Below are 17,399 nucleotides of genomic sequence, written 5' to 3' on the forward strand. Positions count from 1 at the left end.
GCAGCATGGAACCGATCAAAGTTGGCCTGTTGGGCTTCGGCACCGTCGGCAGCGGCACCTTCACGGTGCTGCACCGCAACCAGGAAGAAATCAAGCGACGCGCGGGGCGCGGCATCGAGATCGCGCGCATTGCCGTGCGCAATCCGGCCAAGGCGCAGGCCGCACTCGGCGGTAACGCCGGCGCCGCGCAGATCACCGACGATTTCAACGCGGTCGTCGACGATCCGTCGATCTCGATCATCGCCGAGATGATCGGCGGTACGGGCATCGCACGCGAGCTCGTGCTGCGCGCGATCGCGAACGGCAAGCACGTCGTGACGGCGAACAAGGCGCTGCTCGCGGTGCACGGCACCGAGATCTTCGAGGCCGCGCGCGAGAAGGGCGTGATGGTCGCGTTCGAGGCGGCCGTCGCCGGCGGCATCCCGATCATCAAGGCGCTGCGCGAAGGCCTGACCGCGAACCGCATCCAGTACATCGCCGGCATCATCAACGGCACGACGAACTACATCCTGTCGGAAATGCGCGACCGCGGCCTCGACTTCGCGACCGCGCTGAAGGCCGCGCAGGAGCTCGGCTATGCGGAAGCCGATCCGACCTTCGACATCGAAGGCGTCGACGCCGCGCACAAGGCGACCATCATGAGCGCGATCGCGTTCGGCGTGCCGGTCCAGTTCGACCGCGCCTACGTCGAAGGCATCAGCAAGCTCGACGCGACCGACATCCGCTACGCGGAAGAGCTCGGTTACCGGATCAAGCTGCTCGGCATCGCGCGCCGCGCCGAAAAGGGCATCGAGCTGCGCGTGCACCCGACGCTGATTCCGGAGAAGCGCCTGCTCGCGAACGTCGAGGGCGCGATGAACGCGGTCGTCGTGCACGGCGACGCGGTCGGCACGACGCTGTACTACGGCAAGGGCGCGGGCGCGGAACCGACCGCGTCGGCGGTCGTCGCGGATCTCGTCGACGTCACGCGCCTGCACACGGCCGACCCCGAGCATCGCGTGCCGCATCTCGCGTTCCAGCCGGACAGCCTGTCGAACACGCCGATCCTGCCGATCGAGGAAGTGACGAGCGGCTACTACCTGCGCCTGCGCGTGGCCGACCAGACCGGCGTGCTCGCGGACATCACGCGCATCCTCGCCGCCACGGGCATCTCGATCGACGCGCTGCTGCAGAAGGAATCGGAGCAGGTCGACGACGCGAACGGCGAAACCGACATCATCCTGATCACGCACGAGACGCTCGAGAAGCACGTGAACGCGGCGATCGCGCAGATCGAGAGCCTCGCGACAGTGGTCTCGAAGGTGACGAAGCTGCGCATGGAAGCGCTGAACTGAGGACCAGGAACGACATGAACTACATCTCCACGCGCGGTGCCGGCATCGGCGAGCGCCACACGTTCTCCGACATCCTGCTCGGCGGCCTTGCGAAGGACGGCGGGCTGTACCTGCCGGCCGAGTACCCGCAGGTGTCGGCCGACGAACTCGCGCGCTGGCGCACGCTGCCGTACGCGGATCTCGCGTTCGAGATCCTGTCGAAGTTCTGCGACGACGTGCCGGCCGACGACCTGCGCGCGATCACGCGCCGCACCTATACGGCCGCCGTATACAGCAACACGCGCCACGGCGAGAACGCGTCCGACATCACGCCGCTGAAGACGCTCGGCACCGAGAACGGCGCGGCGCTGTCGCTGCTCGAACTGTCGAACGGCCCGACGCTCGCGTTCAAGGACATGGCGATGCAGCTGCTCGGCAACCTGTTCGAGTACACGCTCGCGAAGCACGGCGAAGCGCTGAACATCCTCGGCGCGACGTCGGGCGACACCGGCAGCGCGGCCGAGTACGCGATGCGCGGCAAGGCAGGTGTGCGCGTGTTCATGCTGTCGCCGCACAAGAAGATGAGCGCGTTCCAGACCGCCCAGATGTTCAGCCTGCAGGATCCGAACATCTTCAACCTCGCGGTCGAAGGCGTGTTCGACGACTGCCAGGACATCGTGAAGGCTGTCTCGAACGATCACGCGTTCAAGGCGCAACAGAAGATCGGCACGGTCAACTCGATCAACTGGGCGCGCGTCGTCGCGCAGGTCGTGTACTACTTCAAGGGCTATTTCGCGGCGACGACGTCGAACGACGAGCGCGTGTCGTTTACGGTGCCGTCGGGCAACTTCGGCAACGTCTGCGCGGGTCACATCGCGCGGATGATGGGCCTGCCGATCGCGAAGCTCGTGGTCGCGACCAACGAGAACGACGTGCTCGACGAGTTCTTCCGCACTGGCGCATACCGCGTGCGCAGCGCGGAAAACACCTATCACACGAGCAGCCCGAGCATGGACATCTCGAAGGCATCGAACTTCGAGCGCTTCGTGTTCGACCTGCTCGGCCGCGATCCGGCCCGCGTGATGCAGCTGTTCCGCGACGTCGAGGAGAAGGGTGGTTTCGATCTCGCGGCGAGCGGCGATTTCGCGCGCGTCGCCGAGTTCGGCTTCGTGTCGGGCCGCAGCAGCCACACGGACCGTATCGCGACGATCCGCGACGTGTTCTCGCGCTACGACACGATGATCGATACGCACACGGCCGACGGCGTGAAGGTCGCGCGCGAGCATCTCGACGCGGGCGTGCCGATGGTCGTGCTCGAGACGGCCCAGCCGATCAAGTTCGGCGAGACGATCCGCGAAGCGCTCGATCGCGAGGCCGAGCGGCCGGCCGCATTCGACGGGCTCGAGGCGCTGCCGCAGCGTTTCGAGGTCGTGAAGGCCGACGCGCAGCAGGTGAAGGACTTCATCGTCGCGCATACGGGCGCATGACGTAGCACCGGGGTAGCACCGTGCCGCGGGGTCGCAAGCCCGGCGGCGCAGCACGGCCGGAATGCCGATTCGTCGCACGGATCGGGGTTCCGGCCGTTTTGTTTGGGTTGGGCGGCGGCCGCGCACGGGCGCGCCGTCCGACGGCGCGCGAATCGAAACAAGTAAATCGAAACGAGTGCCAGTGCCGCGTGTTCGCGCCGATCACAGTTGCCGCATGTCCGGCATATCGCGCGTGGGCGCGACGGCGTCGCTACAATGACGTATTGACTCCAACGTTTCCCCGATTCCATCGATGTCGAATCCGAATCCCGCGGCGCCGCGCGCGCCGATGCTGTCGACCGCCGAGGCGCTCGCCGCGCTGCTCGAAGCCGCGAAGCCGCTGCCCGGCGCCGAAACCGTCGCCACGCTCGATGCGCTCGGCCGCGTGCTGGCGGCCGACGTGAGTTCGCCGCTCGACGTGCCGCCGATGCATACGAGCGCGATGGACGGCTATGCGGTGCGCGTCGCCGACCTGCTGCACGGCGAGCGGCGCCTGCCGGTGTCGCAGCGGATTCCGGCCGGCCATCCGGCCGCGCCGCTCGCGGCGGGCACGGCCGCGCGGATCTTCACCGGCGCGACGGTGCCGCCCGGCGCCGACGCCGTCGTGATGCAGGAACAGACGTCGGCCGACGGCGATGCGGTCGAGATCCTGCACACGCCGAAGGCCGGTGAATGGATCACCGCGCAGGGCGCGGACATCCGCCAGGGTTCGGTGATCCTGCCGTCCGGCACGCGGCTCACGCCGCAGGCGCTCGGGCTGGCCGCGTCGGTCGGCTGCGCGCGGGTGTCGGTCGCGCGGCGGATTCGCGTCGCGGTGTTCTTCACCGGCGACGAACTGACGATGCCGGGCGAGCCGCTGAAGCCCGGCGCGATCTACAACTCGAACCGCTTCACGCTGCGCGGGCTGCTCGAGCGGCTCGGCTGCCACGTGACCGATTACGGGATCGTGCCCGACTCGCTCGCGGCGACCCGCGACACGCTGCGCGAGGCCGCGCGCGATCACGACGTGATCCTGACAAGCGGCGGCGTATCGGTCGGCGACGAGGATCACGTGAAGCCGGCCGTCGAGGCCGAAGGGCGGCTCGCGCTGTGGCAGATCGCGATGAAGCCGGGCAAGCCGCTCGCGTTCGGCGCGGTGCGTCGCGGCGACGCGCGTCCCGACGCCCATTTCATCGGGCTGCCGGGCAACCCCGTGTCGAGCTTCGTCACGTTCCTGCTGTTCGTGCGGCCGTTCCTGCTGCGCCTGTCCGGCGTGCGCGACGTCGCGCCGCGCGCGCTGTCGCTGCGCGCGGACTTCTCGCAAGGCAAGGGCGACCGGCGCAACGAATTCCTGCGCGCGCGCGTCAACGCGGCCGGCGGCCTCGACCTGTTCCCGAACCAGAGCTCGGCGGTGCTGACGTCGACGGTCTGGGGCGACGGACTGATCGACAATCCGCCGCAGCACGCGATCAGCGCGGGCGAGACCGTGCGTTTCATTCCGTTTTCCGAACTGCTGTCGTAATACGACGGCTTCCCGACTTATGAAGATTCAGCTGAAATTCTTTGCAAGCGTGCGCGAGGCGCTGGGCGTGTCCGACGAGCAGGCCGACGTGCCGGACGGCGTGACGACCGTCGGCGACGTGCGCGCCTGGCTGCGCCTGCGTGGCGGCGCGTGGGCCGAAACGCTCGCCGAAGGGCGCGCGTTGCGCATGGCATGCAATCACGAGATGACCGATCCCGATACGCGGCTCACCGACGGTTGCGAGGTCGCGTTCTTTCCGCCGGTGACGGGCGGTTGAGCTTGGGATGGGACCGGAGTAGGTGCTAAAGCGCTAACTCTGGTCGACCGCGAAGCATCGGACTAGAGCAAGCACTAAAGCGCTAACTCTGGTCGACCGCAAAGCATGGGACCCGAGTAAGCGCTGAAGCGCTAACTCTGGTCGACCGCGAAGCATGGGACCGGAGTAAGCGCTAAAGCGCTAACTCTGGTCGACAGAGGCAGATGATGGCAACGATACGAATCCAGACCGACGACTTCGACCTGAACACCGAAGTCGCGGCACTGCGCGCGCGCAACCCGAAGATCGGCGCGGTCGCATGCTTCGTCGGCACCGTGCGCGACCTGAACGAAGGCGATTCGGTCGCCGCGATGGAGCTCGAGCACTATCCGGGGATGACCGAGAAGGCGCTCGAGAAGATCGCCGCCGAGGCCGGCCGGCGCTGGCCCGGGATCGACGTCGCGATCGTGCACCGCGTCGGCCGGCTGCTGCCGCTCGACCAGATCGTGATGGTCGCGACGGTCGCGTCGCATCGCGGCGACGCGTTCGCGTCGTGCGAATTCGTGATGGACTACCTGAAGACCGAGGCGCCGTTCTGGAAGAAGGAAACGACGCCGGACGGCGAGCGCTGGGTCGATGCCCGCAGTACCGACGATGCGGCGCTCGCACGCTGGGGCGTCGAATCGGGTAACACGCCGCGTTGAGCGCGGCGTTCGCATTGTGCGGCGATGTGCCGCAGGCGCTCGAGGGTTCGAGCGCAGCGAATCGTCGTGTCAGGCGTCCGGATCCGTGCCGCGTCCGATGATCCTCGCCGGAAACGGCTCGCCGCGGGCGCGTGACGGCAGCGCATGCGGATCGTCGCCCGTGTCGCGGCGGCGCGGCGCGATCGCGTCGAGCAGCGCCTGCTGCTCGGGCGGAATCGGGTAATCCCAGCCGAATCGGCTCAGCTGCAGGCTCTGCGCGATCCGCAGCGCGGGCTCCATGAAGCGGATGGCCGCGGGCGGCGTGTAGCGCCCCTCGACGGTCTTCAGGAACAGCGACAGCCAGCGGCTGAAATGCGCGGGCTCGATCCCGTCGAGCGGCTGGTGCGCCTGCTGCACGTTGCCGCGATAGCTCTTGGTGCCGAGCACGAGGCTCGACCAGAAGCTCACCATCTTCGGCAGATGCTCGTCCCAGCGGCCGTCCAGCTTCGCGTCGAACACGGGGCCCAGCAGCGGATCGGCGCGCACGCGGTCGTAGAACGCGTACACGAGGTCGCGGATGTTGTCTTCGGTCGGTTCGGCGTCGCGCAGGCGGGCCGGGGCGGTATCGGGCGAGGCGGGCAGGGCGGTCATGGCAAAAAAAGGGCCGGGAAATTCAGGGCATCGGTGACGTGTCCGCGGAACGGCGGCGGGGGCAACGCGCAGGACGCCGACGGAATTTTGACGCAAAATAGCGTCCACCCCTGCCTGAAAAATGCGCAGATTCCATGCATCTTATTGCGCGCAGGCCGTCCCGGCAACCCGGCGTCGTCGGTGGCCTCGACAGCCGCCCCGGCGCGTGTTCCGATCGACCCGCTTCGCCCGAGCGGGGCACGATCGACGATTTTCCGTACCTGCTCATGAGACTCACCGACTACACCGACTACTCGCTGCGCGTCATGCTGTATCTCGCCGTGCGCGGCGAGGGGCTCGCGACGATCCAGGAGATCTCGGACGCCTACGGCATCTCGAAGAACCATCTGATGAAAGTCGTGCAGCAGCTCGGCGAGCTCGGCTGGGTCGACACCGTGCGCGGCCGCAACGGCGGGCTGCGGCTGTTCCGCGAATCGCTGAAGCTGACGGTCGGCCAGGTGGTGCGCGCGACCGAGAACGATTTCGCGCTGGTCGGCTGCTTCGTGGCCGACGGCGACGAGGCGCGCGGTTGCGTGATCGAGCCGCAATGCCGCCTGAAGGGTGTGCTGGCGGCCGCGCGCGACGCATTCTTCGCCGAGCTCGACCGCCACACGCTCGGCGAGCTGAGCGTGCCCGCGTCGCCGCTCGCCGCGCTGCTGGGCATTCGTCCGATCGCGCTGGTGCGCGCCGAACCGTCCGGGGATGACGCGCCGGCGGCCGCCGAATCGTCGTCGAGGGGCGACTGACACGCCGGCGCCATCCCCGCCGTCCGCGCTGCGGCCCGCCCACAGGCCGCAGCGTCGCCGCCCGGCGATTTTTGCGTTGAATCAACCCGAATTTCGCTTGAAACCCGTATAACCATCCTCATCTTGGTGTTAATCGAAAATTGGAGGTCTCACCAAATGAGAATCGACAAGCTCACCACCAAGTTCCAGGAAGCACTCTCTGACGCGCAAAGCCTCGCGGCAGGGCGCGACAATCAATACATCGAACCCGTTCACGTGCTGGCGGCGCTGGTCGCGCAGCAGGACGGCTCCGCCCGCTCGCTGATGTCGCGCGCGGGCGTTCACGTGCAGGCGCTGCAAGGCGCGCTGAACGAAGCCATTTCGCGCCTGCCGCAAGTGACGGGCACGGGCGGCGACATCCAGATCGGCCGGGAGCTGGCCGGGCTGCTGAACCAGGCCGACAAGGAAGCGCAGAAGCTCAACGACACGTTCATCGCGAGCGAGATGTTCCTGCTCGCCGTGTCCGACGACAAGGGCGAAGCCGGCAAGCTGGCCCGCCAGCACGGCCTCACGCGCAAGGCGCTCGAAGCCGCGATCGCCGCGGTGCGCGGCGGCTCGCAGGTGCACAGCCAGGACGCGGAAAGCCAGCGCGAGGCGCTGAAGAAATACACGGTCGACCTGACCGAGCGCGCCCGCGCGGGCAAGCTCGATCCGGTGATCGGCCGCGACGACGAAATCCGCCGTTCGATCCAGATCCTGCAGCGCCGCACCAAGAACAACCCGGTGCTGATCGGCGAGCCGGGCGTCGGCAAGACCGCGATCGTCGAAGGGCTCGCGCAGCGGATCGTCAACGGCGAAGTGCCCGAGACGCTGAAGGGCAAGCGCGTGCTGTCGCTCGACATGGCCGCGCTGCTCGCCGGCGCGAAGTATCGCGGCGAGTTCGAGGAGCGCCTGAAGGCCGTGCTCAACGACATCGCGAAGGACGAAGGCCAGACGATCGTGTTCATCGACGAGATCCACACGATGGTCGGTGCCGGCAAGGCCGAGGGTGCGATGGACGCGGGCAACATGCTGAAGCCGGCGCTGTCGCGCGGCGAGCTGCACTGCATCGGCGCGACCACGCTCGACGAATACCGCAAGTACATCGAGAAGGATGCCGCGCTCGAGCGTCGTTTCCAGAAGGTGCTCGTCGACGAGCCGAGCGTCGAGGCGACGATCGCGATCCTGCGCGGGCTGCAGGAGAAGTACGAACTGCACCACGGCGTCGACATCACCGACCCGGCGATCGTCGCCGCGGCCGAGCTGTCGCACCGCTACATCACCGATCGTTTCCTGCCGGACAAGGCGATCGACCTGATCGACGAGGCTGCATCGAAGATCAAGATGGAAATCGATTCGAAGCCCGAAGAGATGGACAAGCTCGATCGCCGGCTGATCCAGCTGAAGATCGAGCGCGAGGCCGTGAAGAAGGAGCAGGACGAAGCGTCGCAGAAGCGCCTGCAGCTGATCGAGGAAGAGATCGAGCGCCTTGGTCGCGAATATGCTGACCTGGAAGAGATCTGGACCGCCGAGAAGGCCGCGGTGCAGGGCAGCGCGCAGCTCAAGGAAGAGATCGAGAAGGTGCGCGCCGACATCGCGCGTCTGCAGCGGGAAGGCAAGCTGGAGAAGGTCGCCGAGCTGCAGTACGGCAAGCTGCCGCAACTCGAGTCGCGACTGAAGCAGGTCACGCAGGCCGAAGAGCAGGAGCAGCACAACCCGACGCGTCCGCGGCTGCTCCGCACGCAGGTCGGCGCCGAAGAAATCGCGGAAGTCGTGTCGCGCGCAACCGGGATTCCGGTGTCGCGGATGATGCAGGGCGAACGCGAGAAGCTGCTGCACATCGAGGAAAAGCTGCACGAGCGCGTGGTCGGCCAGGACGAGGCGATCAGCGCGGTCGCGGATGCGATCCGTCGTTCGCGCGCGGGTCTCGCCGATCCGAACCGTCCGTACGGCTCGTTCCTGTTCCTCGGCCCGACGGGGGGCGGCAAGACCGAGCTGTGCAAGGCGCTGGCGTCGTTCCTGTTCGATTCCGAAGAGCACCTGATCCGCATTGACATGAGCGAGTTCATGGAGAAGCACAGCGTCGCGCGGCTGATCGGCGCGCCGCCGGGCTACGTCGGCTACGAGGAAGGCGGCTACCTGACGGAAGCCGTGCGCCGCAAGCCGTACAGCGTGATCCTGCTCGACGAGATCGAGAAGGCGCATCCGGACGTGTTCAACGTGCTGCTGCAGGTGCTCGACGACGGCCGCATGACCGACGGGCAGGGGCGTACGGTCGACTTCAAGAACACGGTGATCGTGATGACGTCGAACCTCGGCTCGCAGGTGATCCAGGCGATGACGGGTTCGCCGCAGGAAGAGATCAAGGACGCCGTGTGGCTCGAAGTGAAGCAGCACTTCCGTCCGGAGTTCCTGAACCGGATCGACGACGTCGTCGTGTTCCACGCGCTCGATCGCAGCAACATCGAGTCGATCGCGAAGATCCAGCTCGCGCGCCTGCACGACCGGCTCGCGAAGCTCGACATGGCGCTCGACGTGTCGCCGGCGGCGCTCGAACAGATCGCGAAGGTCGGCTACGATCCGGTGTTCGGCGCGCGGCCGCTGAAGCGCGCGATCCAGCAGGAGATCGAGAACCCGGTCGCGAAGCTGATCCTCGCGGGCCGCTTCGGTCCGAAGGACGTGATCCCGGTCGACGTCAACGACGGCCAGTTCGTGTTCGACCGCGTCGTGCACTGATCGCCGGCCATCGGCCGCGTGCCCGGTTCGCGCCGGGCACGCAAAAACAAACACCCCGCTCAGGCGGGGTGTTTGCATATGGGGCGGCCGAAACCGCTGCCGAGGCCGTCAGCCGGCGCGGCTCAGCCTTGCTTGTTGCCGCCGAACATGCCGGCAAGCTGCGTGAGCGTGCCGAGCACGTTCGACGTGTCGATCTGGCCGCCGGCCGGCACTTCGCCGTTCGGCGTCGCGCTGTTGACGACGTGCGGCAGCACCTGCGCGAGGATCGACGAGGCCTGGCCCGGATCGATGCCGATCTTGCTGGCGAGCGAACCGACGACGTCCGAGCCGAGCACGTTCTGCAGCGTGTCGGGCGAGATCGGCTGGTTTTCGCCGGTGCCGACCCACGAGCCGATCACGTCGCCGGCGCCGCCTTTCTGGAACTTCTCGATCAGGCCGTTCAGCCCGCCCGGCTGGTTGTTGATGAATTCGAGCGCGGTCGCGATCAGCGCGCTTTGCGAGTTGCCGCCGGCCTGGCCGCCGAGCAGACCGCCAACGATATCGAGGAGACCCATGGTTCTTCACCTTTACTGAAAAGGGCGCCGTGACGACGGCGCCCGTTGATCGAATGCCGCGCGCACGCCATCGCGCACGCGGCGCACATCAGGCGCCCGACGCCGCGGCGGCGGAGGCTGCCTTGTCCTTCTTGCTCTTCTTCTTCGAACCCTTCGTCGCCTTCGTGGACGACGCTGCGGCCGGCGCGCTCGCGCTCGCGCCCGCGTCGGCGGAGGCCGCCGCGGCTGCGGCCGCCTTCTCCTTCTTCGAGGCGCGCTTGCCCTTGGCCGGCTTGGTCGCCGCTTCCGGAGCGCTCGTGGCCGGTGCAGGTGCCGTCGCCGTCGTGCCGGCCGTCGCGGTCGTCGACGTCGGAGCGGTGCCTGCCGGCGTCGTGGCCGGCGTGGTCGACGGGGTCGTCGCCGGCGTCGTCGCGGCCGGCTTCGACAGCTTCACGCCCTTCGGCGGCGTCGACGAGCCGCCGATCGTCAGGCCGTTTTCCTCGAGATGCCCGACCGACTTCGTGCCGAGACCCTTCACGCGGTTCGCGAGATCGTCCGCGTCCTTGAACGGGCCGTTCTTGGTGCGTTCGTCGATGATCGCCTTCGACTTCACGGGGCCGAGGCCCTTCACCGATTCGAGCGCGGCCTGGTCGGCCGTGTTGACTTCGACGGCCGCGGCGAGGCCGGCGGCAAGCGACAGCGATAGCGCGACGAACAGCATCAGCAGCTTTTTCAGCATGGCAAAGGCTCCCTGGTTCTGACGGATGAATGGCTGTTGCAACGGACGGCGGGGCGAGACCTGGCCGGGCGTCGCCGTTAAGCATAGGACAAATGCGTGCCCTTTTTGAGACAGGCTGACCGAATCTTGCTGAAGGCTTGCGTCGCTGTAAAGACGGAAAGCCGCGTCGGGCGGCGGTTTTGACCATTCTTTACGGTGTCCGCGGCGGGGATTCCAAATTGTTGTACTTGGCCGTGCGACAACGCTTGACTTAGAGTGAACTCTAACTCCTAACCTTGTTCCTGCCATGTCGAAAACCGTATCCAGACCTTCCGCCGCCGGTCCGCTCACGATCGGGCAAGTCGCCGAACTGACCGGCGTGTCGACGCATACGCTGCGGTATTACGAGCAGGCCGGCCTGCTGCGCGCGATTTCGCGCACGGCGGCCGGGCACCGGCTCTACGCGCCGGCCGATCTTGACTGGCTGGACTTCGTGATGCGCCTGAAGGCGACCGGCATGCCGATCGCGCAGATGCAGCAGTTCGCGGCGCTGCGTGCGCAAGGCGAGTCGACGTTCGGTGCGCGGCGGCGCCTGCTGGCCGCGCATCGCGACGCGGTGCGCGCGCATATCGCGGAGCTGCAGGCGAGCCTCGACGCGATCGGCGACAAGATCACGTACTACGAGACGCAGGAACGCGAGACGGAACGACGGGCGAACCCTACTCACTCATTCTCGGAACAGGACGGACACCATGGAACGACTCGTTGAAGATCGCTACACGCGCGGCTGGAACAAGCTGAAGGAAATCGACGGCGAAGTGGGCGAACGCGTGATCGCGTCGCTTGCGCCGATCGCGCCGGACTTCGGGCGGCTGATCGTCGAATTCGGTTTCGGCGACATCTACAGCCGGCCGCAGCTCGACCTGAAAGCGCGCGAGATCGCGACGATCGCCGCGTTGGCCGCGCTCGGCAACGCGCAGCCGCAACTGAAGGTGCATGTCGAGGCGGCGCTGAACGTCGGATGCACGCGCGACGAGATCGTCGAGGTGTTCATGCAGATGGCCGTCTACGCGGGTTTCCCGGCCGCCCTCAACGCGTTGTTCGCCGCGCACGAGGTGTTCACGCGGCGCGATGAAGCGGCCGGCCGGGACGGCGGCACGACCGAAGCGGGCGCGCGCGCCGCGTGAGGCGACGCGTGCCGGTGCGTCGGATGAACCGGATGCATCAGATGCTTCAGAGGCGGTGCGGTGCGACGATCCGGTGTTTCGCGATCCGCCGGTACAACGTCGCGCGCGAGATGCCGAGCGCCTGTGCGGCCGCGTCCGGCCGCCAGCGATGCGCGGTGAGCGCCGCGACGATGCGGCCGCGTTCGTCGTCCGGCAGCGCGCCGGGCGGCCCGGCGCCGAGCTGCGCGGCGAGATCGGCCGGCAGGTCGCGCCGCGTCACGCGTGCGGCGTCGCACACCGCGCACGCATAGCGCAGCACGTTGCGCAGCTGCCGCACGTTGCCGGGCCACGGATACGCGGCGAGCTGCTCGGCGAGCGTCGCGTCGAGCGTGAGCACATGGCCGGTCGCCTGCGCTTCCTCGGCGAACACCGCGGCGATCACGTCGCGCACGTCCGCGCGCTCGCGCAGCGGCGGCAGTTCGAACGTCGCGCCGCTCAGCCGGTAATACAGATCCTCGCGGAACGTGCCGTCGGCCACCATCCGCGCGAGATCGCGGTGCGTCGCGCAGATCACGTCGAGATCGACGCGCACCGGCGTATCGCTGCCGAGCGGGACGACCTCGCCGTCGGCGAGCACGCGCAGCAGGCGCGTCTGCAGCGTGAGCGGCATGTCGCCGATTTCGTCGAGGAACAGCGTGCCGCCGTCGGCGAGCGCGATCTTGCCGCGCGCGCCGTGCTTGCGCGCACCGGTGAACGCACCGGCCGCATAGCCGAACAGCTCGCTTTCGATCAGCGCCTCGGGCAGCGCGCCGCAGTTGACCGCGACGAACGGCCGTGCGCGTCGCGCACCGGCGTCGTGGATCGCGCGGGCGAACACTTCCTTGCCCGCGCCGGTTTCGCCGAGCACGAGAATCGGCAGCCGCTTGCTCGCGACACGCAGCGCGAGTTCGGCCTGCTGCGCGACGCGCGCGTCGCTGCTGTGCAGGAACGGCGTCAGCGCGCCGACGTGGCGCTGCGCGGTGCCGGGGCGGCGCGATGCCGGGGCGGCCCGTGCCGTGCCGGTTTCGCGGCCGGCGCGCCGTAGCGGCGCGCGCAGCCGTGCATAGAGCGGGGCGCCGGTCGCGCGCAGCCGCAGCGCGACGATCGCGTCGAGCCGCGCGGCGTCGCGCAGCGGCATCTCGGTCGCATCGAAGATCTCGTCGATATGGCGCGGCTCGCGCAGCGCCGGCAGCGCGTCGCGCGCCGTCCGGTTCGCGGCGACGATATTGCCGCATTCGTCGAACGCGATCAGCCATTCGGGTTGCGCCTCGACGTAGTGACGATTCGGGTGCCCGAACAATATCCAGTGCTGCGCGGTGCTGTGCACGAAGTAGCCATCCTCGATCAGCGCCGCGCTCTGCCGCACGAGCTGGTACACGAGACGCTGGCTGTCGCGGCCGTCCGGCGACTGGACGGCCGACGCATCGAGCACGCCGATCAGTTCGCCGCCCGGCGCGAAGATCGGGGCCGCGCTGCAGGTGAGCGTGGTGAACGCCGCACGGAAGTGGTCGGTCTTGTGCACGGTGATCGGCGCGAGATCGGTCAGCACGCTCGCGACGCCGCAGGTGCCTTCCTCGCTTTCCGACCAGCACGAGCCGATGTGCAGCCCCGCATGACGGAAGTCGTTGCGGCGTTCGCGGTCGATCCGGTAATCGATCGTCACGCCGTGCGCGTCGGTCAGCATCACGCAGTAGTCGGCGACGCGAATCATGTCGTGCAGGCGCGTCAGGCACTGGCCCGATGCGCGCAGGAAGGCCTCCTCCTTGTCGCGCACCTCGCGCAGCTCGGCCGCGGTCAGCACGCGCGGGCCGATCGACGACGCCGGGTCGAGCGCGTAGCGCTCGAGCGAGCGCTGCCACGACGACACGAGACGCGCGGAATCGGCCGGCGCGGGCAGGCGTCCGGCGAGCGCGCCGAGCACACGGTCGGCGTGCTGGGCCTGGGGGACTGCGTAGGGCATGATCGGCTCCGGTTCCGTACGGCGGGGAATTCGATGTTCTTGTAGCACATCCGCTTGCGCGGATCACATTGCATCGCAGCACGCGCGCGGCGTGAGACGTTCGTCTCAGCGGTATCTCAGCCGGTCTCGCGCGGCTGAGACGCGCGGGCAGGCCGCGCGCAACGGTGGGCCGGCGCACGGCGGTGCGCGCCGCGCCGCAAGCCGCGTGGTTTGCCGGCGAAATTGCGGTCCGGATGAAGGCGCCGAAACCGGCGCGCCAGGAGATCGACCGCGTGAGACACACGGGCGGTTTCGCAGGGCGTCGGGCGCTCGCGGCAGCAGATGCCGATGCCTGGCGTACCGGCCGAGCCAGTCCGCACGCGGGTTTCGCGGTCATTGCACACACGGTGGCACGCCGCTTGCAGATGTCACGGGCAAGCCGGCGCAATCGCGTCGGCGACGACGATCCGCTGCTCTCGATGACGGCGGACGACACATGCAGGGCCGGCGCGAGCGCCGGCCCACTGGATGGAGACAAGCCCGTGACGACGCCCGTGACCGTCGGCGTGATCGCGAACCCCGCATCGGGGCGCGACATTCGCCGCCTGACGACGCATGCATCCGTATTCCCGACGGCGGAAAAGGCCAACATGGTTGTGCGCCTGCTCGCCGGCCTCGGTGCGATGGGCGTCGAGCGCGTGCTGACCTTGCGCGACAAGACGGGCATCGCGACGCTGCTGATGCGTGCGCTCGATACGCATCGCGCGGTCGCGCCGCACGAGCGCTGGCCCGACGTCGAATTCGTCGACCTGCCGATCTCGGACACCGTCGCCGACACGCAGGCCGGTGCCGCCTACATGCGACGGATGGAAGTCGCGCTGATCGTCGTGCTCGGCGGCGACGGCACGCATCGTGCGGTCGCCGCGCATTGCGGCGCGACGCCGCTCGTTGCGCTGTCCACCGGCACGAACAATGCGTTTCCCGAACATCGAGAAGCGACCGTCGCGGGCGTCGCGGCAGGACTCGCCGCGACCGGCGCCGTGCCGGCGGAGGTTGCGTTCACGCGCAACAAGCGGCTCGTCGTGCGCTGCGCGGCGGGCGCGAACGCGGGCCGCGAGGAGATCGCGCTCGTCGACGTGTGCGCGGCGCGCCAGCGCTTCATCGGTGCGCGCGCGATCTCGGGGCCCGACGACATCGACACGCTCTACCTGACGTTTGCGGAGCCGGACGGCATCGGCCTGTCCGCGCTCGGCGGCGCGTGGGCACCGCTCGAGCGCAGCGCGCCGCACGGGCTCGCGATGCGCTTCGCCGCCGACGGCAAGACCGCCGGCACGCCGCTCGTCGCGCCGATCGCGCCCGGCCGCGTCGATCGCGTCGTGATGCGCAGCTGCGAGCGGCTCGAGCCGAATGCGTGGCAGACGATCCCGTTCGAGCACGGCACGCTCGCGTTCGACGGCGAGCGCGAGATCGAGGTCGCGCGCGGCGAGCGCTACGAGATCGCGCTCGACTGGCGCGGGCCGTTGACGGTCGATGTCGGCCGCACGCTGCGTTACGCGTCGTCGCGGCGGTTGTTGCGCGATGCCGGCGCGTGGCGTGGTTGAGCATCCGTCGTCCCGAACGGTATTTCGGCATCCATAACGATCATCAAGGAGACATTGCCATGACAAACCCGCTCGAAGGACAGGTCGCCATCGTGACCGGCGGCGCGCGCGGCATCGGCCGCGGCATTGCGCTGACGCTCGCCGGCGCGGGAGCCGACATCCTGCTGGCCGATCTGCTCGACGACGCCCTCGACGCGACCGCCCGCGAGGTGCGCGCGCTCGGCCGCCGCGCGGCGATCGCGAAGGTCGACGTCACGCAGGCCGCGCAGGTCGACGCGATGGTCGCGCAGGCGCGCGCCGAACTGGGCCGGCTCGACATCCTCGTGAATTGCGCGGGCGTGATCAGCATTCATCCGGTCGAGGCGCTGACCGAGCGCGACTGGGATTTCGTGATGGACGTGAACGCGAAGGGCACGTTCCTCGGTTGCCGCGCGGCGCTCCCGCATCTGAAGGCGCAGGGGCGCGGCCGGATCATCAACGTCGCGTCGATCGCGGGCAAGGAGGGCTTTCCGAATCTCGCGCATTACAGCGCATCGAAATTCGCGGTCGTCGGCTTCACCAACGCGCTCGCGAAGGAGCTAGCGCGCGACGGGGTGACCGTCAACGCGATCTGCCCCGGCATCGTCCGTACCTACATGTGGGACCGGCTGTCCGACGAATGGAAGACCGACGGCGAATCGGTCGAGGAATCGTGGCAGCGGCACCAGTTGACGCTGATCCCGCAGGGCCGCGCGCAGACGCCGGAAGACATGGGCCGGCTCGCGCTGTTCTTCGCGACGATGGACAACGTGACCGGCCAGGCCGTGAACGTCGACGGCGGCTTCACGTTCCATTGACGGCGCACGCCGTGCAATCCGTCGCCGGGGCGTTGCCGCGGCGGCATTCGCAGTCAGACCTATCCAGGAGACACACATGACCGTTTCGACACAGCTCAGCAGGGACACGCTGCTGGACGCCTACCGGCTGATGCGCACGATCCGCGAATTCGAGGAGCGCCTGCACGTCGAGTTCGCGACCGGCGAAATCCCCGGCTTCGTTCACCTGTACGCGGGCGAGGAGGCTTCCGCGGTCGGCACGATGCTGCATCTCGGACTTGCAGACTACGTCGCCACCACGCACCGCGGGCACGGCCACTGCATCGCGAAAGGCGTCGACGTGCACGGGATGATGGCCGAGATCTACGGCAAGAAGACGGGCGTCTGCCACGGCAAGGGCGGCTCGATGCACATCGCCGACCTGGCGATGGGGATGCTCGGCGCGAACGGGATCGTCGGCGCGGGCGGCCCGCTCGTGTGCGGCGCGGCGCTCGCGGCCAAGCACAAGAAGACCGGCGGCGTCGGCGTGTGCTTCTTCGGCGACGGCGCGTCGAACCAGGGCGTGATCTTCGAATCGATGAACCTCGCGTCGGTGTGGCGCCTGCCGGCGATCTTCGTGGCCGAGAACAACGGCTATGCGGAAGCGACGTCGTCGAGCTGGTCGGTCGCGACCGACAACATCGCCGACCGCGCGAACGGCTTCGGGATGCCGGGCGTGATCGTCGACGGCTTCGACTTCTTCGCGGTGCACGAGGCGCTCGGCGAAGCCGTTGCGCGCGCGCGCAACGGCGGCGGCCCGACGCTCGTCGAGGTGAAGTTCACGCGCTACTTCGGCCATTTCGAAGGCGATGCGCAGACCTACCGCGCGCCGGGCGAAGTGCAGAAGCTGCGCGACGAGAAGGATTGCCTGAAGCATTTCGAAGCGCGCGTCGTGCGTGCCGAGGTGCTGACGGCGGACGATCTGCGCGCGGTCGATGCGCAGGTGAAGGCGCTGATCGACGATGCGGTCGCGCAGGCGAAGGCCGCGCCGCTGCCCGACGCGGTCGACCTGCTGACCGACGTGTACGTGTCGTACCCGTGAGCGCGCTCTGACATAGCCGCCAGCGGCCGGCGCAGCCG

General features: G+C 68.4%; 16 protein-coding genes. 12 read left to right on the top strand and 4 right to left on the bottom strand.

The genetic code is table 11. The features are described 5' to 3' along the window. The first annotated feature begins 5 nt into the window (after positions 1-5). The 5 genes from U4012_RS20025 to U4012_RS20045 all read left to right on the top strand — a co-directional run bounded on the left by U4012_RS20025 (position 6) and on the right by U4012_RS20045 (position 5,300). Positions 6-1,334 (top strand): homoserine dehydrogenase, encoded by a 1,329-nt coding sequence (locus tag U4012_RS20025; protein ID WP_044847245.1) that lies wholly within the window; start codon positions 6-8, stop codon positions 1,332-1,334. 14 nt (positions 1,335-1,348) lie between these two features. Next, positions 1,349-2,800, top strand: a complete 1,452-nt coding sequence (gene thrC, locus U4012_RS20030; protein WP_044847246.1) for a threonine synthase — start codon at positions 1,349-1,351, stop codon at positions 2,798-2,800. 292 nt (positions 2,801-3,092) lie between these two features. Then, complete coding sequence (glp, locus tag U4012_RS20035) at positions 3,093-4,340, top strand: gephyrin-like molybdotransferase Glp (protein WP_321800961.1); 1,248 nt, start codon at positions 3,093-3,095, stop codon at positions 4,338-4,340. Positions 4,341-4,359: 19 nt separating this feature from the next. Beyond that, complete coding sequence (gene moaD, locus U4012_RS20040; RefSeq protein WP_006758354.1) at positions 4,360-4,617, top strand: molybdopterin converting factor subunit 1; 258 nt, start codon at positions 4,360-4,362, stop codon at positions 4,615-4,617. Positions 4,618-4,823: 206 nt separating this feature from the next. Beyond that, a complete protein-coding gene (locus U4012_RS20045) occupies positions 4,824-5,300 on the top strand; it encodes a molybdenum cofactor biosynthesis protein MoaE (protein WP_124486280.1) in 477 nt (158 codons plus the stop codon). Positions 5,301-5,369: 69 nt separating this feature from the next. On the opposite strand, the gene U4012_RS20050 is transcribed toward U4012_RS20045, so the two are convergent. Further along, positions 5,370-5,930 carry a group III truncated hemoglobin gene (locus U4012_RS20050; RefSeq protein ID WP_321800964.1) on the bottom strand — a complete coding sequence of 187 codons (561 nt, stop codon included), beginning with the start codon at positions 5,928-5,930 and terminating at the stop codon, positions 5,370-5,372. A 266-nt stretch (positions 5,931-6,196) separates the two neighbouring features. Here U4012_RS20050 and U4012_RS20055 point away from each other — a divergent pair, with 266 nt between their 5' ends. After that, complete coding sequence (locus tag U4012_RS20055; RefSeq protein WP_321800966.1) at positions 6,197-6,715, top strand: Rrf2 family transcriptional regulator; 519 nt, start codon at positions 6,197-6,199, stop codon at positions 6,713-6,715. Between the two features lie 156 nt (positions 6,716-6,871). Next, complete coding sequence (gene clpB, locus U4012_RS20060; protein ID WP_321800969.1) at positions 6,872-9,469, top strand: ATP-dependent chaperone ClpB; 2,598 nt, start codon at positions 6,872-6,874, stop codon at positions 9,467-9,469. Between the two features lie 122 nt (positions 9,470-9,591). On the opposite strand, the gene U4012_RS20065 is transcribed toward clpB, so the two are convergent. Continuing rightward, entirely contained in the window at positions 9,592-10,023 is a 432-nt protein-coding gene (locus tag U4012_RS20065; protein ID WP_044847252.1) for a YidB family protein, read from the bottom strand. Between the two features lie 88 nt (positions 10,024-10,111). After that, entirely contained in the window at positions 10,112-10,741 is a 630-nt protein-coding gene (locus U4012_RS20070; protein ID WP_321800973.1) for a ComEA family DNA-binding protein, read from the bottom strand. Positions 10,742-11,027: 286 nt separating this feature from the next. Between U4012_RS20070 and U4012_RS20075 the strand changes: the two genes are divergently transcribed. Together U4012_RS20075 and U4012_RS20080 are read left to right on the top strand one after the other, a co-directional pair. Beyond that, positions 11,028-11,489, top strand: coding sequence for a MerR family transcriptional regulator (locus U4012_RS20075; RefSeq protein WP_321800975.1), 462 nt, complete (start codon positions 11,028-11,030; stop codon positions 11,487-11,489). After that, on the top strand, positions 11,473-11,907 hold the full coding sequence (locus U4012_RS20080; protein ID WP_321800977.1) for a carboxymuconolactone decarboxylase family protein: 435 nt from the start codon (positions 11,473-11,475) through the stop codon (positions 11,905-11,907). Before U4012_RS20075 ends, U4012_RS20080 begins: the two co-directional genes overlap by 17 nt. Before the next feature lie 46 nt (positions 11,908-11,953). Here the strand turns inward: U4012_RS20080 and U4012_RS20085 are convergent, their stop codons facing one another. After that, positions 11,954-13,885 (bottom strand): sigma-54-dependent Fis family transcriptional regulator, encoded by a 1,932-nt coding sequence (locus tag U4012_RS20085; protein ID WP_044847256.1) that lies wholly within the window; start codon positions 13,883-13,885, stop codon positions 11,954-11,956. Positions 13,886-14,406: 521 nt separating this feature from the next. On the opposite strand from U4012_RS20085, the gene U4012_RS20090 reads away from it, so the two are divergent. The 3 genes from U4012_RS20090 (at position 14,407) to U4012_RS20100 (ending at position 17,361) form a co-directional block, all read left to right on the top strand. After that, the gene (locus U4012_RS20090; protein ID WP_044847258.1) at positions 14,407-15,465 is read left to right on the top strand and encodes an ATP-NAD kinase family protein; all 1,059 of its coding nucleotides are present in this window, start codon (positions 14,407-14,409) and stop codon (positions 15,463-15,465) included. A 59-nt stretch (positions 15,466-15,524) separates the two neighbouring features. Next, positions 15,525-16,301 (top strand): SDR family NAD(P)-dependent oxidoreductase, encoded by a 777-nt coding sequence (locus tag U4012_RS20095; RefSeq protein WP_321800982.1) that lies wholly within the window; start codon positions 15,525-15,527, stop codon positions 16,299-16,301. 76 nt (positions 16,302-16,377) lie between these two features. Then, the gene (locus tag U4012_RS20100; protein WP_321800984.1) at positions 16,378-17,361 is read left to right on the top strand and encodes a thiamine pyrophosphate-dependent dehydrogenase E1 component subunit alpha; all 984 of its coding nucleotides are present in this window, start codon (positions 16,378-16,380) and stop codon (positions 17,359-17,361) included. Positions 17,362-17,399 lie beyond the last annotated feature (38 nt).

The organism is Burkholderia sp. BCC1988 (genome assembly GCF_905339895.1).
Taxonomy (GTDB): Bacteria; Pseudomonadota; Gammaproteobacteria; order Burkholderiales; family Burkholderiaceae; genus Burkholderia.